Raw genomic sequence first — 19,019 nt, forward strand, 5'->3', positions numbered from 1 at the left:
CTAAGAAAAATGAATTCTATCCAAATTTTTTAATAAAAAATCTTTAATTTATTAATTTTATTAGAAAACCATCTCTTAAGATGGTTTTCTAGATTAACGATTACGTCTTGCAGTCGTATTCTCAGTCAAAGACCGACTAATAGTTGAGTTTGGATTCCCAATTTGATCACTTACAAGCTTCGGAACCGTTCTTGGAAGCTGCTTATCCAGTTCATCTTTAACAATGATCCTGACTGATTGCTCGTCCAGTTGCTCAGCTTCAACTGTTGCTCCACTCACCTGATTAATTACTTCAATTTTGAAATTGATTGTCGGTGAAATAGGCTCAAATGAAGGCATAAACTCAGCTTGAGGGCGCGAAGATTGACCTGAGGTAAAATCCTGCACATCTTCAAGATTTGATCGATCCTGAACTAAACCATTTGAAGAGAAGTAAACTTTTCCATCATGGAATAATTCAGAACGAGCGGAAGCGGTAGGCTTTGAAACAGCTCCTCCAGTAAATCCACCGTTCGCAAAGCCTTTAGTAATAATCTGATTTTCTCGAATAGGTTGATTAAAAATATTCGAGATCATTTGATTATCATTAAATGCTTTTGAACTGAGGAAAGAACGATTGAATACATTCTCAGTTGAAGAGTTATTCAGGGCATTGTTATTGATAAATGCTTCAGGGCCTGAGCTCTTACGCATATTTTCAACTAATCCAACACCACCCCATCTTTTAATGTCTTCTTGGGACCAGACGACTTCGCCTTTGTGAACAATGCCTGCAGGTTCATATTTCCCACCAGATCCAGTAAAACCACCATCAGAAAAGCCTTGATCCTTAATTGCCCGAATATTAGCGATAATACTGACACCTTGAGCAACTGCCCCAGCTATTAAAGGTAAGTTATACGGAAAACCAACTTTTGAAGCAGCAGCGATATTCTGCTGAATCGCAAGTCCCGCAGCAGCAATGGCATAAGCTTTATCTGCTGCAAACATAAGCTTGTAAGCTTTAGATTGTTCACCGAACATTGAACCAAACATCGAGGTAACTGAACCCATCATTTGCCCACCAAGAGCAATCTGAGTGTTCAATCGATCTTGCTGATATTTGTCTTCGATATCCTTGGTGTTCTGAGCATACTCACTGTAAATTTGACTTCGTTGCTCTTGAGCAGCTTGAATAATGGCAGTTTTCTGGTTTTCGAAATCTTGCTGACTAATAAGCTGCTGCTCAAACTGAGCATTGAGTGTTTCCAATGAGTTTTGTTCATCTAAATCAGCAGCACCAAATTTACTCTCAGCCAAATCATTAGCAGCACCCAATCGACGAAATCGTTCCTGATCCTGTCTATAAAATTCGCTGGTACCATTCATATCAGCCTGAATACCGCCCCAGTTTTGAACAGCATTATTAACTTTGTCTCGTGTCTCTTTGTCCTGTGTGGCTTTAGATAATGCGACTAACTTTTGCCGCTCTTCAATGGAAAGCTTTGTATTCTTAAGAATCTCCTCTCTTTCAAGTCTATATCGTTCCTGCATGGCTTGAGTTTCGGAAAGCAGAGATAATCGGGCTTGAAATGATCGTTGCTCTTGAGCCAATTTCATAAGCGCGTTTTCTTGCTGATATTGCTGTTCCAGCAATTCCACAGCCTGCTTTTTTTCAGATTTACTTAATTCAATATCATGAGCCGCATTAAACTTTTTGCGGTTAAAGCTCTCTTCAAGTAACTGTTCCTCGGTTTTCTGGAACTCCTTATAGTCCTCTAGTTTGCTTCTAGTTGCTTGCTTGGCTATAGCAATATCATTGTCAGCACGACGTTGTAATTCTGCTTTAATTTCTTTAGTGCGTTCTGGTGAAAATCCTGCTTTATCGACATCCTCCAATCTAACCGTTAAGTTATTCTGGATACGCTGTACTTCAGTGGCCACTTCATTTTCAAGTGACCGCTGAGCATCTAGTTGACGATCAAGTTGTGATTGGATATCACCTGATACTTTATCACTCCCTTTACTTGCCCCACCTTTAACCTTGCTTTGCATACTCGGTGACTGGTGAAGAAGCTTAAGTGACACTCCGTCCTCAAAGATCACCTCGCTAACATAACCACCACCCTTACTGTCATACCATGTCTTGATATCTTTCACGGCGACATTGGTCGTGATTGGTGTGCCTTCAGGCATTGAAAAATCAATACCCTTATGAAATGAAGAAGCCCCTTTGGTAGGGGCTTTTCGTGGACCGTAATTTGAACTGATCTTGTAGGATGACAATGGTTTGCCGCCTGCCTGTAATCGGGCTAGATGTTCATTCGATACTTTCTGGCCAGACATTGAGCCACCATACCGAACATCAAGATGAGGACCCGTACCAATCCCTGATTTACCCGATACACCTACAAGGCGTTTAGCAATCTTCTCCTGCTGCTCCAACTCCTTTGTCTGCTTACGTTTGGAATCAATTAGTTTCTCTTCGCGCTCCTGTTGTTCCTCAATAATTTTGAGGTTTCGCAAAGCACTGTCAATTTCATCTTTAGATAAAATTGCACTCATTCCTTTTGCTTTTTGCAGCTCTAGAATCGCGTTAGCCTGAGCAACGGTATATCCCGAATCAAGCAAACCTGATTTATAGATTGAATCAAGCACATTATCTCTTTGCTTATCCCGATAATCCTGTAAAGCCTTCGATGCTTTTTCTGCTTCAGTTGCTGTATTACCAATTGCATTCGCTTGTTGTTGATGTTGGAGTGCAGCGTTTTGCGCAGCATTCCCAGCTAACTTACTTTCAACACCAACATTCTTTAAACCTTCAACTAACTTAGTACCCTTTTGATAGCCTTCGTCATATTTTTCAACTTGTTGCTTAAGTGCGTTATATAAGTCAGGTGGAATTTTCATTCCATTTAATCGTTCAATGGCTTCGGTATAGCTAATAGTACCCGTACGTGCATCATTAGAAATTTTGGCAAGTTCCGCATTACCGACTGCATAGTTTTGAATATTAATTAATGCCGAACCGACAGCAAGCTCAGTCTTTCTCAATTCCTTATTTTGAGCTTCCAATGCCTTAGTCATATCATCAATAGCAGATTGCTTTTCAACTCCTCTTAATTTTTTAAGTTCTTCAGCCGTTTTATTTGCAACCGCTGCTTGCTCCTCTAGCTTTTTATTGGCTTTTCCCGCCTGCTCTTGAAAATACATATAGCCTGCGGCTAAAGCGGAAATACCAATAGTAATAGCACCTATAGGACCTCCAATAAGTCCAAGAGCACGACTACCAATACCACCAGCTAATGACGTAGCAGCAGTCAGTCTGGTTTGTGCAGCAGTCTGTGCATTGGTTGCTGCTGTCACAGCGGCTTGAGCTTGGGTGTATCTTAAAGCAGCTGCAGTTGCGCCATATTTGGCTTGAGTCTCAGCATTAGTTGCCTGAACATTAGCAAGGTGTGCTTTAGCTGTATTTAAAGTTGCTGCCGCTTCACCAAGTTCTGCTTGAGCCTTAGTTATAGAAGCTTGACGACTAGCCAATGTAGAAACTATTCCCTCTTTAACAGCTGCTCCTTTTAGTAAAATTGCACGGGTGATTAATCCGATACCAGCGATAAGTGCTCCGTCAGCCAGTATGTTCAAATTACTTGAAAGTACCTGAATCGAACCAGAAAGTACTTGTGCGGCTCCTGAGCCTTTCCCAGCTTCTCCTACAAATTTGGTAATTTCATTATTTAAAAGAGTTAATGATTGTCCAATTGTTATATCAGTTTTACCAAATAATGCATCTACATCAGACTCCACATTTCTTAGAGCTTTTACAATTTCTTGAGATGTAATTTTTCCTTCAGCTGCTACTGAACGCAACTCTCCTACGGTAATCCCCATACCTTGTGCAATGGCCTTTGCTAATGCTGGGGTTTGCTCCATAACAGAGTTCAGCTCTTCACCGCGTAATGTGCCACTGGCAAGTGCTTGCCCGAACTGTACTAATGCTGCATCAGCTGCTTCTGCTGTTGCTCCACTAATGGCCACTGCTTTCGATACGGTTTCCGTTAAACGGGCAGTATCATCCATAGTAAGATTTAATGTTTTGGCGTTATCACTAAAGCGCTGATACACCTGTAAAACCGAATCCCAAGCAGAATAGGTTCTTTGGGCAATTTGAAAAGTATCTTCAGTCGCTTTATTTAACTCAGCTTGATTGTTAGTTACCAACTTCAATCTATTCTGCAAGCCTGTATAGGCATCCATTTTTGATACGGCCGATCCGACTGATAACAACCCTGCCATATAGCCAGTAAGTGCACGTGTCGAGACAGATAAGCCATCCATAGACTTGGAAGCATACTCACCTTTACGTTCAATACTATTGAGTTCATTGCCTAGATTACGCGCGTTACGTTCAGCATTTTGCGAATCAATAACAATGACCAGACGAGATTCTTGTGCCATTTTACTTTCCTTTAGGCAATAAAAAAACCCGCTTACGCGAGTTAGGGAATTAATAATCTAAAAGCACTTTTTAAAACCTAACACTAATTATAGAATTCGATATAAATAGATATTTATATTTTTTAGATATTTGAAGTGAACAATATTATGAAATTTAGCTTTAATATAGATACTGCAATACTAATTACTCTTACAACCTCATTTTTATTTTGGTGTGGCTATTGGTATAATTACGGATATTCAGATTATTTTGGTATTTCAATAAGTTTTTTTGAAATGACCATTCCAATGACTTTAATAGATGGCCTTATTGTTGGTATTGATAAATTTTTGTACTTTATAGTATTTATAATTTTTGTTGCTTTTCTATCTGGTTTTACTAGTAGAGATGCAAGTTATGCTATCAATTGCATAACAACAGCAACTGTAGCTGTAATTATTTTTCTTTTATACCCAATCTTTCATGGCAAAAGAAGAGTTAAATATAAGTATCTTTCTTCCCATCCCCGCCACTCCCTTTTAATCAAAAAAAAGGAACATACTACTCAAACAAGTAAATTTAGATTATCTAAAACAAAACCTTATTTATTCACACAAAATTTTTTATATAAAAACAAAATGAGTTTCTATCAAATTAAAAATACTATTTATGGCGACGACAATAGAGAGCTTGGCTCTTATATTGTACTAAGATTAGGAATATATTATTTTTTCCTAATTGGTATTGTTTTAATTATTTTATCAATGTTTCGTATAGGTATGAATCTACAGAATACTGGATTTCAAGATGCTGAAGATAACTTTAAGAGGAGTTTCGATCCTAAACTCAATATTGACAAGAGAAGTTTTAATTATTTTCCAAAAATTGATGAAAAAGAAAGTAACGTTAAGAATACATTTCGGTTAACTAATATCTGTAATAAAGAAGCATGTATAGCGGTTAACAAAGAACAAACTACAAAATTAGTTAAATTAGAAGATATTCAAATTATTAACCAAGAAGCTAAATAGAGTGAATTAAAATAATCTTATTTAATAAGATCTTAAAGATAGCGTTTAGACATTTACCATCTTTAAGATCTTAAAATTTAAATCTCAAATTTTACGTACTTTTTTATGTATCTCAGTCACAAAAAGATTATCCAAAGCAAAAATACAGTCATTAAAGATATGAGCATCACCAGGTAAATCATTATGCTCAGCATATACATTGATAGCCTGCTGATCTAAAGATAGAGGTACACCCTGCTCATATCGTCTAGCTCTGATAATCGTACTAAAGGCAACAAGTATTGCATCCGCTGCATAAGAATATTCAGGTGGATCTGGAACATGTCCGCCTAAGAACTTGATTTGTTCGATTTCGTGCGGCGTTTTCGACGCATAGGTCTTTTGGTACTTGTAGAGTTCGATGACTTTCCCAAAATCGTCGCCTTGTCCTTATCAGCTTCCTCCTGAATCTTTTGCGCCTGCTCTTTAATAAATGACCAGATAACAATACCTATATCACCAAGATTAAGAAGCTTTGACGCATTTTCAGGTGTATAGGGTTTTTCAGTTTCAAAGGATTTGCCTTCTACTATCTCAGCAAAAACAATACCTTTCCAGTCTTCAATTAAATGGGCACCTGCGGCATCTAATAAAAGCTCATGGTAAAGCTTGCTGTCTTCATCTTTTACCATCACATCATAACCTTTTGACGTGATTTGATTTCCTGCCTTTTCTAATGCAACCTGAAAGGGTTTATAACCAATACCACGGATTTTAAACTCTGCTTGTCCACCTGCAGTTTCAAACGTGCACCACTTCGATACTTCTGAGCTTCGTACAATTCCAACTTTTAAAGCCATACCTACCTCGAAAAATTTGAAAATAAAAAAAGCCCAGGAGATTCCACAGGCTTTATTAATTTGAATTGAATTACACAAGAGCACGTAAAATTGTTGGTGCTGTCCGCACTTGAGCAAAGTTGATATCTAAAGTAATGATGTCATCACCGCCACCATCCGGGTGATTTGCTTCCATGACTTCTAATTGAGGGAAATTAAGCGAGTATTTATTTCCTTTGCTGTCTTTGATGTCGAAGGTCAGTGTAAACACATCACGGGTTTTGATTGCATCAATCCAACCAGCAGCTGTGGCCGAAAACATGAATGAAGCATTCGCTTCAATATCCATCATTTTCTCTAAGTAAAACTCTGGCGTGTACTTACCTGAACCGATACAGCGGATAGCTTCCAGATTGTTGTTAAGTGAAAGCGTTAGTGACTGGAGACAGGCTTTACCTTGAATTGACTGCCCATTAATAAGCAAGTTTTCAACGTTTGGCATACTGACCAATGGACGGTTTGAGGCAGCTATTGGATTAGTAACTGGATTGACCTGTTGACGGGTAAATGAATTACCAACTAAACCGAAGTTCCCTGTAATTTTACCTGTGGACTGAATCGTGATTTCACCCGTATCGACCTGAACACCACGGTAAATAAAGACCTGACCAATATCTTCAAAGACTTTAACCAGAGTGAATGATTTACGTACGGTACCGCCAAAGCTGAGGGCATTTGCTGCCCAGTTATTAAATGCCAATGCACTTAAAAACAGATCAAATGTCCCTACAGATAATTCAAACTCTAACTGACCAGCCACTTCAGCTTCAGTAACCACACCACCTTGTCGGAAGCGTGAATCCACAACCTCACTACTTTCTTCAGTTGAGATGTTTTCTGATAAGCCATCTGAAACACGGCGAACTGTATACCAGATTGGGTTTGCTGGAGTAGTTCCCAACACAGCTTCTTCACATGCATATAATCGAATTTTTGCGCCTGAACTCATTTATTGTTCTCCAAAATTTAGGCATTAAAAAACCCGCTGATTTAGCGGGTTATTAAAGTGTTTCATCTGTATCTGAGATTTCAGGCGGTTCAACACCAGCCAATGCTGCAGCTACTGCTTCGGATAAATTTGTTGGCTGAAATTCCATTGGTGTATCAGAAACTACAACTGATTCTTCAAAAAGGCGGATATCAATCCAGCGGCCAGCTGGAATATCGAGCGGACTACTTAAGTCAGCAATAATGGCAGCCGTTTCAATATCGAATTTACGCTTGAACGCCTTAATTGAAATATCGCCGTTCTCAAGTGTTTCATAAACTACTGCAACTACAGTATTGCCATTAGCGTCCTTAGGGATTTCGATATACCAACCTTCATTTGCAAAGCCAAGTGATCCTTTAATTAAGTAATTGCCTATGCCTAATTTCTCTAAAGTAATTGGCTGCATTTCAGCTTCATCATTGAGTTCAATATGATCACTAAATAACTTGACAATAGGTGACGCTGCTTTAATAAAACCATTTCCGTCTATAGTCGTATTTCGGTCTGTTTTAAAAATATGCGTAGTATTAGGTAAGGTTGAACTTCTTACGACACCAATAAATTGACCATAAGCTGTTGTAGTTGGACTACCTGCAAAAATAATCCCATCCGTTGCATTAGTTGAAATTGCTAAACCAGCATAAACACCATTTAAAATGGCAAAGATTCCACCATTGCGGCTCATGTCCAGCGCCGGAGTATAACCACCAGGTGTGCTAAAGGTACCATAACCATAATCCCCCACTCTCAATACTCGACCAGGTGTCATATCAGTTGGCGAAGTAGTCAGCGTACCTGTCGTTGCGTTTCCACCTCCCTGAATTTGGTCCCATCTAGGATTTAAGTTTGGGATACCTGAGGCAAAAGGCAGCATGAATTGCCGTTTGCCTTGAGCTGAGTTATATGGGAATGGTCGGTGATCCCAACTAAATTTAAAAACAAGATTTGCCATTATGCTGTTACCCCGTCAATCACTTGGAAAGTCAAAGTTTCAGTGTGCTGTGTAGTACCGCTAACAACTGCTTTAATATCCATCTGACATAGCCCTAAAGGCCATGCTGCAGTGCTTGCAATAGTTTTAATGTTTAGCCACCCTTTCTGTGCACTTTGACTTAACGCAGTACAAGTCAACGTAGCTACAGCTGCTCCATCGGCTAAAGCTTTAATCTGTGAAGTAAAGGTATAACCGGTTAGATCAATTGCACGGCGGATATCATCGGGTGGATATTGCAAAGTTTCATCCATATCAACCAGCTGCAAATTCAAGTTGAATGTGTCACCACGCTTAAAAACGAAATTGCTCATAAGTGATTCCTGTAAAAATAAAAAAACCACCAATGAGGTGGTAATAGTTAAATAAAAAAGCCATCTATAAAGACAGCTTTTTCTAAAAATAAATTCTTCTTACATTAATTCAATTCTTCATCCTTATCAGTAGTTTCCACTTTAATTGCTTCCTTTTTCAAATTATCAATAAAACGTATAACACTACTTTGTTTTCCGCCTTCATTTAAGCACATTATGCCAAATATAAAACATAGTAACGGACCTAGAATAAACTCCACAGCTACCGTATAGTTTTGCGCATTATAATAATTCAAAATATAAATCTTATATTCTCCAAAAAAGATATAAGGAGTTACTGCTAAACTAAGAAATACAATATAAGAAAGAAAAAAGTAAATTCTCTGTGTTTTGGGTGCCTTTGGTTCTAAATTATTAACCAAACTATTTGAATCATATATTAATTTAATCCTATCTTTATATAGGACATAAATATTTACAAGCTTATCAGCATCTCTATATTGAGTGAAATAAGAAGCCTCATCAAAATTAATAACTGAATTATTGAATAGCTTTTTTGAGAACCTATCCTTGGTCAACCTAGATAATTCTGAATCATTTTTTATTTTTTCAAATTCTTTGGCTGCTTCTATGTCCAAATCAATATCCGAATGCAACTTTAGCTTACTATTTTCAGTACTATTTCTGTTTAATCGCCATATTAAAATAGGTATTAGAATTGTAGATACTCCAGAAATTAGAGTCTTTATCCATTCTAGTAAATCCATAAGAAAACAAACTCGATTAAAAAATTACGCGAGCATTTTAGTGGATTTTATAACCAATCGTTACATTATATTGAATAAAGTCAGCATCTTGACCGATAAAATTTGATTGCCCATGTAAACACTCAAGATGATCTAGAGTGAAGTATTCAAAATGCTGTAGCAATGCATCACTGAGTTCTGTTACTCCTTTTACACCACTACGATGACGTGCAAAGCATTGAATCATGATATTTCCGGTACGGCGTGTACATGGCTTATCTGCAATACCTGAAATAAAACTCGGGCCGCCTACAATCGCTAAACGGCACCATACACCATCTTTAGGTACATTAAATTCTGGCGCATTTGGATACTGAATTCGTTCCTGACCAATGCCTGTGAAAGCTTGCATGTGCTCTATAATAGCTTGCCTAGTCTGCTCTAAAGTCATTGCCATTTTAACCACCGTATTTTTGACAAATATAATTAAATGTAGTGTTGTAAATACCTTGTGGCGCTTGATCGGACCAACCGTTTTCTAAGCGTTCAGCATATGGTTGATTATTCTGAATATAGACTAAATTACCCAGCTTAAACTTCACGGCTTGAATAGCTGCATCTTGCACAGCGTTTGTTTCAGGTCCACGCACACCGTAGTCACCAGAACCAATCGAAACAATATGAGACGCACGATAAGCGCCAGTATCAACGGGGCTTGAAACGACCAAAGACTGTACAACTTCCATAGTAATTTTCTTTACTTTACCTTCTACTTGTTTAACCACATCAAAACTAAAATCAGTCGGCTTTTTCCCCTTCCATCCCATAAATTTCTCCATAAAAAAACCACTCAGATGAGAGTGGTTTTTTCTTTTTCAAAAAGTTCTTAATTAGCATTTCCACAAATATCGGTGGTACCTGTTGGATATGTAAACTGCATATTTGCTTTATTAGTAATTAACTGTACTGAAACCGTTTTACCTAAAAATTTAGAATTAGGATTTGGTGATTGTATACCCACACCATTAAAGCCAATATTTTTAAGGGCATTCTCAGCAATTAAATTAAGATATCCATAATTTGTACCATTGATGATATACCCTACTTGTTTACTAACCTGATTAAAGTAAAGCCCAACTCTAACTTTGCCGTCTGAAGGCAAAGCAATAGGTATTAATTTTTGAGCGATATCTTTAACAACTACTGAACCCGAAGAATCTCGTGTTCTAGTAATTCCAATAAGGGTGACATAACTTCCATCTGCACGTGTTGAATCTTTATTTATTAATGCATAGCCTAGATCAATACTTATTTCATTTTTTAAATTAGAAGCACCCAAAATCTGAAAGGCCATTTGCTGAGTTTCATAGCTGTCGCCAAGCACCACATTTTTAAGATTTGAAGCATCAAAAACAAATTCTGTAGCAACAATATTAGTTCCCACAACGGCTTTATCTACTAGAGGAGTTTGACTAGAAGTTATGCTTATAAGTTTGCTAGAAGTCACGACCTGATCTACAGGTGTACTTCCCACATAAGTAATTGTTGCTGTCCCCTTTTGCTCAGTAATACTAATTGGAGACATTAATTTTATCTGTCTTCCACCTGCAGCATTTTTTGCATCGACTTGAGCCTGAGTTGCATCAAAATTATAAGTACAGGCAGCATAAGTATTTACTGAAAGTCCACTACTGATTAATAAACCTAAAATAATTTTATTCATGTAATCTTCCTTTTTTATTTGAGCAAACAGTATAGCCAAGCATATAAAAAGATTGATTAAAAACTGACAAGCGGTAATTTTTACTTCTTTAAAAACTTTTTATTATTTAACTTCTAGCCAGCGTGTACTGCACATGCTGAAAATAGTGAAATGTGCCATAAAGGGACATAATCAGTACTTATCATCTAAACTCCTCACTTGTGTCCATTAAAAAACCCACCGAAGTGGGTTTGAACTTATAACTATAAATTAATACTACAATTTGAATGTCCGAATACATTTTGGTTCCCTATCCGCCTTGCTCGAAACTTTAATATTTAATCGATATCCATATTCCGGAAACAAAACTAAAAATTAGATAAATAAATGCAGCAATAATTACGGAAATAAAGACTATGATAATCCCATCAGAAATATAATCTCTAGTGGCATCATTCTCAGGATTTTCCTTGGGATTAAGTATCATTGGAGTATTTAAAGATTTTTTCGCCTCATAGAATCCCCAGCCTATACCCAGCAAAACAATTAGTATCGCAAAACCAACTCCAAGATCATAAATAACCTCTTCAGCAGCATATTTATCATTTGAAGCTGAAACACATTTATCAAAGTATTTTTTTTCAGTTTCAGAAAGTGTAGAGATGGATTTTTGATCTTTAAACAGATCTTTAAAATGAATATTACATGTCTCAATAAATTCTTCTTTATCGTCAGTTCCATCACCCTCGTAATTGCTTGGACGAGAAATATAAAGTGTGCTATGGGTAGTTGTAGCCATATAATTTCATTAAATTTATAAAGGGATATTTAATTAATAGAAAATCAGTCAATTCAGCTGTCTTTTTTCACTAGCCTAACTATCTTCAAACTGAGTAATATTGCATATAAAGGGCCCACCTTCATCAAACTCCTCCCCATTTAATAAGATATTAAATCTTCCACTGAAAGTACTGAGTGCTCGTACAGATCCTTTCTTATCTTTTACTTCTAAATCACGACTTAATTTGTCTATTACAATGCTAAAGCTTGGAGAGATAAGTGAGGTAATTTCTTTACAATATTTAATAGCTTCCTCTTTAGAGGCTTGATAATTTCCTGAATGTTTTGAATATACATAAAGATCTCTCCATATTTTTTCATCAAAACTCTGTGATAGGTAAAAATTCAACCATTTTTTATCATTTGTATGCTCATAATAGTAATCCGAACTTACTGGATTAAATCTTATAGACATTGGACGACCATAAGTTGAGGTCTTCATCTCTGGGTATTTTGTTTTTATTTCTTTTGTATAATTTAAAAATAAGCGAGATTTGTAATCCTTGATTTCAGAAATTTCTTTATATGCATTTGAGATAGTAGTTGGAGTTAATTCTTGCTTCACTGGATTATTAACAGATGAACAACCTGATAATAAAATTATGCTCCATAGTAAAAATTTCTTATTCATAAAAATTCCTATATTTCGAGCCTAATAATATAGAATTTTTCCTATATTTTCCTCAACTGGCATTTCCAAATAGTAGAGGCAGGATCCTGCTGAATATGGATGATTCGAAATGAACCTAAGGCAGTTATCCACTCATCATCAATTTTAGGAATCATAGTCACTTCATTTTGCAGTATGGTAGCTTTCTTATCGGTGGCCAGTACTCCAAGTGCTTGGACCTCATATTGACTATATGAACCGAACAGAACGCCACGGCCAGAATAGTTTTCTTTAACTTCAACATAAGTTTCAGTTTTAGGATCCCAATTCGTTTTAGAGTTCCGCTCACATGTAAAAGTATGAACGGCATCCGCTAAACCATCATTAAATGCTTCAGCAATGTCTACTTGTAATTCTTCGCGTAGGCCCATTAGATTTTCCTGATAAAAAATACAGATTTTCTTTTGCTATACGGCTTGATCAAATCCAGAATGAATTGCTCGATCGCACTCAGCTTTACGGATCCGTCCTGATATTCCTTTTCGGTCTCAACCGTATCAGCCTTTACTTTCTTGCGCTTTAATGCCTGTTCCTGTCCTTGATATAAATCACCTTTAATAATGCCCTTAATGATTTGATATGAGGCTGTTTTCAGTGGCTCAGGAACCAGAGTGGCATCTTCATAAGGTTTGACATTACGTGCTAATAGATAAGCCTCTGACATCTGAAGGTATTGAGCCTTATCACTGGCAGATAAAGCATCAAAGCCTTCAACATGTTCTATCGCTTCTTGTTCAGTGATAAAGCTCATGGATTATTCCTTTGGAATTAATGCTAAAAGCTCGTCTTTTTTAGCACCTGATTCAAATGCAATACCTTTTTCAGTTAAGACGGCACGAAGCTCATCAACTTTAAGGCCTGCATAGTTAATTGGTTGAACTTCACTTGGCTTTTGATCACTTGCTGGATTCTGACCATCTTCACCAGATTCAAGCTCAGCAATACGTGCTTTCATTGCATCAGGATCATTCTGAAAGGCAATAAACTCACCTTTCAGCGTTGCCAATTGTTCTTCAAGTTCAGTTACTTTTGCTTGTGTCATTTGACGTTCTCTCATGCGGTTAAATGCGGATAGGCCCATTGATTTATCTCCAAAAGAAAAGGCGGATAATTCCGCCCGTCTTTATTTAACTTTGTGCTTGAACGCCACAATACGAATCTGCTTTGGATCGTAAACGCGTTCCCAGTTGGTATCAGTAGAAAGACCTGCATTGTTCGGTGCAACACCCATTGCACCAGCCCACTTGATGCCACGAGGATGCAAGACAAAGTGACGGCGGTTAATGAGAATGTCCGAGCCTGCGAGACTATCTCGATCCGTCTCAACCCCTACAGGAGCACCGATATCCTGAAAGCCGATAGCGCCTTGGCCAAAGAGGAATGATGTGAATACATCACCATCAACTGGCATACCGTCATCGACAATCACACGGCGATCCATGAAGGTTTTATAGAGAACCACACCATCTGCATCACGTACGGTTTCAATCAAGCCCTGCTTAGCCAGTGCAGCCATGGTTGCAGAATGCATGGCAATAGCCGTTAATTTATCGACGGCATCCCCGAGCTTGTATGAGGCATCGATAAATGAAACACCATCAATAACTGCCGCGGCTCCAGTACCAGCAGAGATGTCATGTGTATTGCTTGCCATACTTGCAGAACCGAACACACCTTTAAGTGTATTCACGGTAAAGCCTTGAAACTCACGTGCCCAGTAATCAGCAACCAGATCACCAACTGCACCAAGGGGATCGTCGCCAGATAATGCTTTCGCTAGATCATTGGCACCCCATGCCTTACCACGTGCATGTAAAATGGCAATATCCTGACCCGCTGCAATGTTGTTTACGGTTAAAGGTGTCGCATCTGAAAGTACTTCAGACTCACCGTCCAAATCATTCCAGAATGGGATATTAACGGTGGAACCGCCTTGTGTACCGAATGCAACTTCGACATCCAGCTCCCCTACAATTCCCGACTGCCATAAAGCAGATTTCTTGGCAGTTTTATTTAAAACGTACTGAGTGAATAACTCGGGTACGATTACATCAGCTATTTTTGTCTCAGCCATTAGGCTTTACTCCTTAAAGATTAATACCGTGTTTTGCCGCCAGCTCTTTAGCTAGCTGCGGGTTTTCATTTCGTAATTGAGCAAGTTTGGTTAGGTTCACCGAACCGTCTGGCTTGGTGATATCGACCTGTCCTTTTGTATTGGAGCTACCTGGTGAACCTGTACCATTTGCTTTAGGCCAGAAATAAGGCTTTTGCTCACGTAAGGTTTCGACCCATTCTTTTGGTGATAACGGCGTCTTACCGTCTTTACCAATGATCACTTCACCTTGTGTATCGACTGCTACGGCCTTACCGTTTTCGTCGAGTACAAATTTGGATTGAGCAAGAAATGCGATATCTGCAGTTGCTTCAGGCAAAGCCTCTAGTTCAAGAGCAGCCTGTACAATCTGGCTCTGAACAACCGATTGCTTGAACTTGTTGGCATAAGCTTCTGCTTTATCGGCCCGTTCTTTTTCGGCATTGAGCAACTTGTCATGTTGTTCACGCATCTTCTCGGTACGCTTCTGGATGACTTCACTCACCTTACCTTCAGCAATTAATTTCGCATCTTCATCCTGCTCCAGTTGGGCAAACAGTTTTTTGACTGTTTCAGGATCAATACCTTCATACTGTTTTTGAAGCTTCTGGAGTTCCTGCTTTGCTGTCTTGGCGGCATCACGCTCGCTTTGAAGTGCAGTTTTAAGTCCTTTTGGATCTTCGTAGCCATCCAGATCAAGGCGAAACTTCCCGTCTTCCTCGACATATAGGCCACGATGTTCTTCTTTAACGTCGTCCAGTGAATCGACAATAAATGGTAGTGACATGTTCAAACCTCTCGTTTGATTAAGTTGAGCCTTATCTCAAGGCAATAAAAAAGCAGCCATTTGGCTGCTTATTCCTTCAATTGGAATTAGGAAATTAGAAATGGGGATTCTCTACTCTCCATCGTCTTTTTTATAATTTTCTTCAAAATCTCTCACCATTTCTTTCATATAATTCATAGCATCAGAGCTACTATTAGATAAAACATCTTCAAATTCGTTGATCATATCTCCCCCATTTAAATCCTTTCGAATTAGGACATTTAATTTATTAATTTCAACACTCGCATCTGAAATTCGATTCATAAAAATTTCATTTAATTTCTGTACTTCCAAATTTGATTCTTCTAATAATTTTAAATGTTCATCTTCTAAATCTCTTCTTCTTTTCTCATTATTATTGTATTCATTCCATAATTTCTTGTTTAATTCATGATCAAAAATTTTAGAAAATTCATTTTCTTTAATCAGTGCAAGAGCCTTATTTCTTTCATTTTCATAAACCTTAATATACGGTTTAATTGCATTCAATTCAGCAGTTAAGTCTATTAAATGCTTCCTCTCTTTAAGCATTAAGAAATACAATTTAGAGCATAATTTCATAACTTGTATTGCTTGCTTTGTTGTGGATACATTAGAAATCAATTGTAGGCGATTAATTGCATAACAAAATTGAAAAAATTGTTCATTTGCTCTTTTTAAATCAAATTCTAAATTAGGAACTTGACCTATCAATGAGTTAATTTTAATCAACTCATCAACTGCATTTAAATATATATCCTTTTTTAGGTTAAAAGATCTTTCAGTTTCTTTTTGATTAGATTCAAATTCAAAACGTTCTTTTTGATTTTTATTATTAAAATAGTTTGTTATCCAAACACCACCCAAACCAGAGAATACGCTCATCAACCCCACAATTACAGGAATAAACTTTTCATTGTTTTCTATAGCACAACCTAGAGCTAATAAAAGTATTATAAAAAGCGCACTAACGAAAACACCAAAAATATATCTTAGAATTTTTCTTTTCATTTAATTAAATATCTCCTATTTAAAATATATCGATGATATCAAGTATCTTTTATCAACCCAATTCTTCTAAAGCCCTGTTGTCCAATATTTTTAACTCTTCCAGATTATATAACCTACCTTCTGGATCAAAGAACTTTTCAAAATCAAATTTCCCTTCTTTATAGAGTTTATAACGCTTTGGACCGAGCCATTCTTTTTGAAAGAAATCATCTGTTTTCTTAAAGAACTCTTTGAATGTGGTGTTCGCATCCAATTGGCCAATCAAGTGATCACGTTCATCCTTAGGGATATCCTTAACTCTTCGCTCATCCATAACAAATGGGCGTTCACCAACTAATCGACCGTCTTTCTCAACTGGTACCAGAATACTTCGGCAATTTGGATGCAATGGCGGTACACGCTTTGCAGGATCGTTAATTTCCCAGACAGTACCATCTAATGAAGCACAAAGTTTTGAGGTTCTACCATCCAGCGTTGCAACAAGTCTTACATATTCAAAGCCAATCTGGGTGAAGCTATTCAGATAAGCTTGATTCGCCACGTGGCTACGTAAAGTTCTAACAGTCCGATCAATATCAGACTTAGAACTAGTTAATAGACCATCCTCATAATTAAGACGCTTAGTACCACGAATACGCTGAACAATTTCCTGATTCGTTTTACCTGAGCCAATTCCATCGCGAATCGCATATTCAACTTTTTGGCGGGCGCTTTCAGCAATCTTGGAAAGAAGATCATCAACCAATGCTCCGCCAACCAAAGGTACTTTTTTGGCTGCAGCATAAAGCTTTTCACCATTTGGTTTTCTGATCTTGCCACCGTATAGCTTAGCTGTGTAATTCGCTTCATATACGGCCAATGCTGTAGCAGATACGGCGAAGGCTTCTGGTAAAGAAGTGTTTATGGCCGTAAACCACTGAGAGATTAAATCACGAATCTCTTTTAGGTTTGTTGTGGTGTACTGGCCACCAGCAAGCGCTAATTTTTCAGAATCATTTAACTCATCCAGTAAGTCCCGAAGCTTTGCCAGCATTACAGCTGATTCATCATTAAAGATCTTTAGTAACTCATTCACTGAATGAGAAGAAGCCCGATATAAGTACGCCTGATGTTGTGTAAGTACTTCAATCAGCGTTTTATCTTTTGAAGTCATTTAACACCTCTAAAGCGTTATACTATTCCGCTCACTTTCAACTCGCTTCAGCTCTTCCTTAAAATCATGAGCTGGTAGCTTGCCTGTGGCGATATATTCCCAATACGTTTGGAATGAGTTCTTACCTGCAAGAGCACCTTCATAAAGCTGCTTTGCGAGATTGATGTCATACTGCTGAACGATAAACTCAGGTTCTACTGTAAATGTATATTTGGTTGCATCCAGCTTTAACCACTGAGCAGCGTATTTAATTGCCTGTTCGATCGCCTGAGCCGCACACATCACAATACTATGTAGACTTGCATGCTGGTCATCCTGACGTGCACGGCGAGCTTCACCTGATTCTTGTGTATTGGTATCGATGACCTTTGCACCAGCTTCTAATGCTGCATTCTTTTGGGCATCCATTTCACTCTTAGTCAGTTCGATACCATTTCCAGAAATCTCTAAGTAACCGCATTGAGATTCCTTAGGTAGGCTCCAGACAGCCATAACACCTGTAACACTAATATCATCATCTTCTTCCCCGTCTAAACCATTAATCCAAGGCTGTGGATGAGCTGTGTGGTGAAGAGACTGAAAGTAGTCCGCGCTGAGCTGGTAATACTTAAGTGCTGCTTTTGCCATGGTAAGCAATGGTACCGTACCAACTTGTGGAGAATTATCAGTGGTACCGCAGAAAACGAATGGTGTAAATGAAAGCTTATTACCACCAAGATCTGGTGTTTTATCCTCTTCGGAAGATCCATCAAACAAACGGACTGTTAAAGCACCTTCCTGCATAGCTAAAACCCGGTGGACCGTCTTTGTATCGTGCCCGAATTCATCTTCGCTATCATCAAATTGCTCCTCGAGCACTAATAGTTTCAGATCCTTACGGCCACCAATACTGTTTTCTTTCCAGTTAATAATGGATAACGCATCATAGAGCGCGAAGTAAGGTACGCCTTTAGCATCTACATCGACAAGCAAGCCGCAGCGACCATACTCTAGTAACTCTAGGCAAATACGGATAAAGAGTTGTTTAAGCCCAAAACCATCATTGGTTGCATTCTCTATCAAACCCTTTAAAAGAGAGCTTTCAATTACGATGTGGGGTTCAAGCTTTGAAACTAAACCAATCATCGTGCGTAGTGAATCTTGAACCCAAAGTGGATACTGAGCACGACTGAGATAGGCTTTATAAATCTCTCCAGTCGTATCTCCCTGCTTTTCAGCCTCAATCATCCCTGCAGATTTAGGAAGATACTTGGTTTGTGCCTGTTTAATTTGCTCTTCACCAGAAACGGCGTCACGCATAGCCAACCAGACTTTTTGTGCAGCAATATACTGCGGATGTTTATCAGTAACTGCCATAAAAACACCAATAAAAAAGCACCTA

20 protein-coding genes are annotated in these 19,019 nt (G+C 38.1%); 1 reads left to right on the forward strand and 19 read right to left on the reverse strand.

The window, feature by feature from the left end:
• Window positions 1–93 precede the first annotated feature (93 nt).
• A complete protein-coding gene (locus ACTJJH_RS15585; RefSeq protein WP_440601396.1) occupies window positions 94–4,434 on the reverse strand; it encodes a tape measure protein in 4,341 nt (1,446 codons plus the stop codon).
• 147 nt (window positions 4,435–4,581) lie between these two features.
• Here ACTJJH_RS15585 and ACTJJH_RS15590 point away from each other — a divergent pair, with 147 nt between their 5' ends.
• Window positions 4,582–5,445 carry a hypothetical protein gene (locus ACTJJH_RS15590; protein WP_440601397.1) on the forward strand — a complete coding sequence of 288 codons (864 nt, stop codon included), beginning with the start codon at window positions 4,582–4,584 and terminating at the stop codon, window positions 5,443–5,445.
• 329 nt (window positions 5,446–5,774) lie between these two features.
• Here ACTJJH_RS15590 and ACTJJH_RS15595 read toward each other — a convergent pair whose 3' ends face one another.
• From ACTJJH_RS15595 to ACTJJH_RS15680, 18 genes are all read right to left on the reverse strand, one after another.
• Window positions 5,775–6,284 (reverse strand): hypothetical protein, encoded by a 510-nt coding sequence (locus ACTJJH_RS15595; protein ID WP_320124985.1) that lies wholly within the window; start codon window positions 6,282–6,284, stop codon window positions 5,775–5,777.
• 70 nt (window positions 6,285–6,354) lie between these two features.
• Entirely contained in the window at window positions 6,355–7,272 is a 918-nt protein-coding gene (locus ACTJJH_RS15600) for a phage tail tube protein (RefSeq protein ID WP_320124986.1), read from the reverse strand.
• 52 nt (window positions 7,273–7,324) lie between these two features.
• On the reverse strand, window positions 7,325–8,266 hold the full coding sequence (locus ACTJJH_RS15605) for a phage tail protein (protein ID WP_440601398.1): 942 nt from the start codon (window positions 8,264–8,266) through the stop codon (window positions 7,325–7,327).
• Entirely contained in the window at window positions 8,266–8,619 is a 354-nt protein-coding gene (locus tag ACTJJH_RS15610) for a hypothetical protein (RefSeq protein WP_440601399.1), read from the reverse strand. The genes ACTJJH_RS15605 and ACTJJH_RS15610 overlap by 1 nt, the downstream gene beginning before the upstream one ends.
• A gap of 104 nt (window positions 8,620–8,723) precedes the next feature.
• Entirely contained in the window at window positions 8,724–9,386 is a 663-nt protein-coding gene (locus ACTJJH_RS15615; protein ID WP_320124953.1) for a hypothetical protein, read from the reverse strand.
• A 37-nt stretch (window positions 9,387–9,423) separates the two neighbouring features.
• Window positions 9,424–9,822, reverse strand: a complete 399-nt coding sequence (locus ACTJJH_RS15620; protein WP_440601400.1) for a hypothetical protein — start codon at window positions 9,820–9,822, stop codon at window positions 9,424–9,426.
• Between the two features lies 1 nt (window position 9,823).
• Window positions 9,824–10,192: an HK97 gp10 family phage protein gene (locus ACTJJH_RS15625; RefSeq protein WP_320124951.1), complete on the reverse strand. Its 369-nt coding sequence runs from the start codon at window positions 10,190–10,192 to the stop codon at window positions 9,824–9,826.
• Window positions 10,193–10,251: 59 nt separating this feature from the next.
• Window positions 10,252–11,088 carry a DUF4882 family protein gene (locus tag ACTJJH_RS15630; protein WP_440601401.1) on the reverse strand — a complete coding sequence of 279 codons (837 nt, stop codon included), beginning with the start codon at window positions 11,086–11,088 and terminating at the stop codon, window positions 10,252–10,254.
• A gap of 310 nt (window positions 11,089–11,398) precedes the next feature.
• Window positions 11,399–11,752 (reverse strand): hypothetical protein, encoded by a 354-nt coding sequence (locus tag ACTJJH_RS15635; protein ID WP_081038649.1) that lies wholly within the window; start codon window positions 11,750–11,752, stop codon window positions 11,399–11,401.
• A 189-nt stretch (window positions 11,753–11,941) separates the two neighbouring features.
• On the reverse strand, window positions 11,942–12,538 hold the full coding sequence (locus ACTJJH_RS15640; RefSeq protein ID WP_057069641.1) for a hypothetical protein: 597 nt from the start codon (window positions 12,536–12,538) through the stop codon (window positions 11,942–11,944).
• 41 nt (window positions 12,539–12,579) lie between these two features.
• The gene (locus tag ACTJJH_RS15645; protein ID WP_440601402.1) at window positions 12,580–12,948 is read right to left on the reverse strand and encodes a glutamate 5-kinase; all 369 of its coding nucleotides are present in this window, start codon (window positions 12,946–12,948) and stop codon (window positions 12,580–12,582) included.
• Window positions 12,948–13,328 (reverse strand): hypothetical protein, encoded by a 381-nt coding sequence (locus ACTJJH_RS15650; protein WP_440601403.1) that lies wholly within the window; start codon window positions 13,326–13,328, stop codon window positions 12,948–12,950. Before ACTJJH_RS15650 ends, ACTJJH_RS15645 begins: the two co-directional genes overlap by 1 nt.
• 3 nt (window positions 13,329–13,331) lie before the next feature.
• The gene (locus ACTJJH_RS15655; protein ID WP_407323680.1) at window positions 13,332–13,658 is read right to left on the reverse strand and encodes a HeH/LEM domain-containing protein; all 327 of its coding nucleotides are present in this window, start codon (window positions 13,656–13,658) and stop codon (window positions 13,332–13,334) included.
• Window positions 13,659–13,700: 42 nt separating this feature from the next.
• Window positions 13,701–14,651, reverse strand: coding sequence for a major capsid protein (locus ACTJJH_RS15660; protein WP_057065992.1), 951 nt, complete (start codon window positions 14,649–14,651; stop codon window positions 13,701–13,703).
• Window positions 14,652–14,664: 13 nt separating this feature from the next.
• Window positions 14,665–15,456, reverse strand: coding sequence for a hypothetical protein (locus ACTJJH_RS15665; protein ID WP_057069653.1), 792 nt, complete (start codon window positions 15,454–15,456; stop codon window positions 14,665–14,667).
• Between the two features lie 111 nt (window positions 15,457–15,567).
• Window positions 15,568–16,485 carry a hypothetical protein gene (locus ACTJJH_RS15670; protein ID WP_440601404.1) on the reverse strand — a complete coding sequence of 306 codons (918 nt, stop codon included), beginning with the start codon at window positions 16,483–16,485 and terminating at the stop codon, window positions 15,568–15,570.
• 52 nt (window positions 16,486–16,537) lie between these two features.
• On the reverse strand, window positions 16,538–17,638 hold the full coding sequence (locus tag ACTJJH_RS15675) for a minor capsid protein (RefSeq protein WP_440601405.1): 1,101 nt from the start codon (window positions 17,636–17,638) through the stop codon (window positions 16,538–16,540).
• A 9-nt stretch (window positions 17,639–17,647) separates the two neighbouring features.
• Complete coding sequence (locus tag ACTJJH_RS15680; RefSeq protein WP_440601406.1) at window positions 17,648–18,994, reverse strand: DUF4055 domain-containing protein; 1,347 nt, start codon at window positions 18,992–18,994, stop codon at window positions 17,648–17,650.
• Window positions 18,995–19,019 lie beyond the last annotated feature (25 nt).

The sequence above is a fragment of the Acinetobacter sp. 22301 genome (genome assembly GCF_052045285.1).
In the GTDB taxonomy this organism is placed as follows: Bacteria; Pseudomonadota; Gammaproteobacteria; order Pseudomonadales; family Moraxellaceae; genus Acinetobacter; species Acinetobacter pittii.

What these genes read in the sequence shown, in the direction of transcription:
- ACTJJH_RS15585 (WP_440601396.1), bottom strand. Translation starts at nt 4,434, where the DNA reads ATGGCACAAGAATCTCGTCTGGTCATTGTTATTGATTCGCAAAATGCT.
- ACTJJH_RS15590 (WP_440601397.1), top strand. Translation starts at nt 4,582, where the DNA reads ATGAAATTTAGCTTTAATATAGATACTGCAATACTAATTACTCTTACA.
- ACTJJH_RS15595 (WP_320124985.1), bottom strand. Translation starts at nt 6,284, where the DNA reads ATGGCTTTAAAAGTTGGAATTGTACGAAGCTCAGAAGTATCGAAGTGG.
- ACTJJH_RS15600 (WP_320124986.1), bottom strand. Translation starts at nt 7,272, where the DNA reads ATGAGTTCAGGCGCAAAAATTCGATTATATGCATGTGAAGAAGCTGTG.
- ACTJJH_RS15605 (WP_440601398.1), bottom strand. Translation starts at nt 8,266, where the DNA reads ATGGCAAATCTTGTTTTTAAATTTAGTTGGGATCACCGACCATTCCCA.
- ACTJJH_RS15610 (WP_440601399.1), bottom strand. Translation starts at nt 8,619, where the DNA reads ATGAGCAATTTCGTTTTTAAGCGTGGTGACACATTCAACTTGAATTTG.
- ACTJJH_RS15615 (WP_320124953.1), bottom strand. Translation starts at nt 9,386, where the DNA reads ATGGATTTACTAGAATGGATAAAGACTCTAATTTCTGGAGTATCTACA.
- ACTJJH_RS15620 (WP_440601400.1), bottom strand. Translation starts at nt 9,822, where the DNA reads ATGGCAATGACTTTAGAGCAGACTAGGCAAGCTATTATAGAGCACATG.
- ACTJJH_RS15625 (WP_320124951.1), bottom strand. Translation starts at nt 10,192, where the DNA reads ATGGGATGGAAGGGGAAAAAGCCGACTGATTTTAGTTTTGATGTGGTT.
- ACTJJH_RS15630 (WP_440601401.1), bottom strand. Translation starts at nt 11,088, where the DNA reads ATGAATAAAATTATTTTAGGTTTATTAATCAGTAGTGGACTTTCAGTA.
- ACTJJH_RS15640 (WP_057069641.1), bottom strand. Translation starts at nt 12,538, where the DNA reads ATGAATAAGAAATTTTTACTATGGAGCATAATTTTATTATCAGGTTGT.
- ACTJJH_RS15645 (WP_440601402.1), bottom strand. Translation starts at nt 12,948, where the DNA reads ATGGGCCTACGCGAAGAATTACAAGTAGACATTGCTGAAGCATTTAAT.
- ACTJJH_RS15650 (WP_440601403.1), bottom strand. Translation starts at nt 13,328, where the DNA reads ATGAGCTTTATCACTGAACAAGAAGCGATAGAACATGTTGAAGGCTTT.
- ACTJJH_RS15655 (WP_407323680.1), bottom strand. Translation starts at nt 13,658, where the DNA reads ATGGGCCTATCCGCATTTAACCGCATGAGAGAACGTCAAATGACACAA.
- ACTJJH_RS15660 (WP_057065992.1), bottom strand. Translation starts at nt 14,651, where the DNA reads ATGGCTGAGACAAAAATAGCTGATGTAATCGTACCCGAGTTATTCACT.
- ACTJJH_RS15665 (WP_057069653.1), bottom strand. Translation starts at nt 15,456, where the DNA reads ATGTCACTACCATTTATTGTCGATTCACTGGACGACGTTAAAGAAGAA.
- ACTJJH_RS15670 (WP_440601404.1), bottom strand. Translation starts at nt 16,485, where the DNA reads ATGAAAAGAAAAATTCTAAGATATATTTTTGGTGTTTTCGTTAGTGCG.
- ACTJJH_RS15675 (WP_440601405.1), bottom strand. Translation starts at nt 17,638, where the DNA reads ATGACTTCAAAAGATAAAACGCTGATTGAAGTACTTACACAACATCAG.
- ACTJJH_RS15680 (WP_440601406.1), bottom strand. Translation starts at nt 18,994, where the DNA reads ATGGCAGTTACTGATAAACATCCGCAGTATATTGCTGCACAAAAAGTC.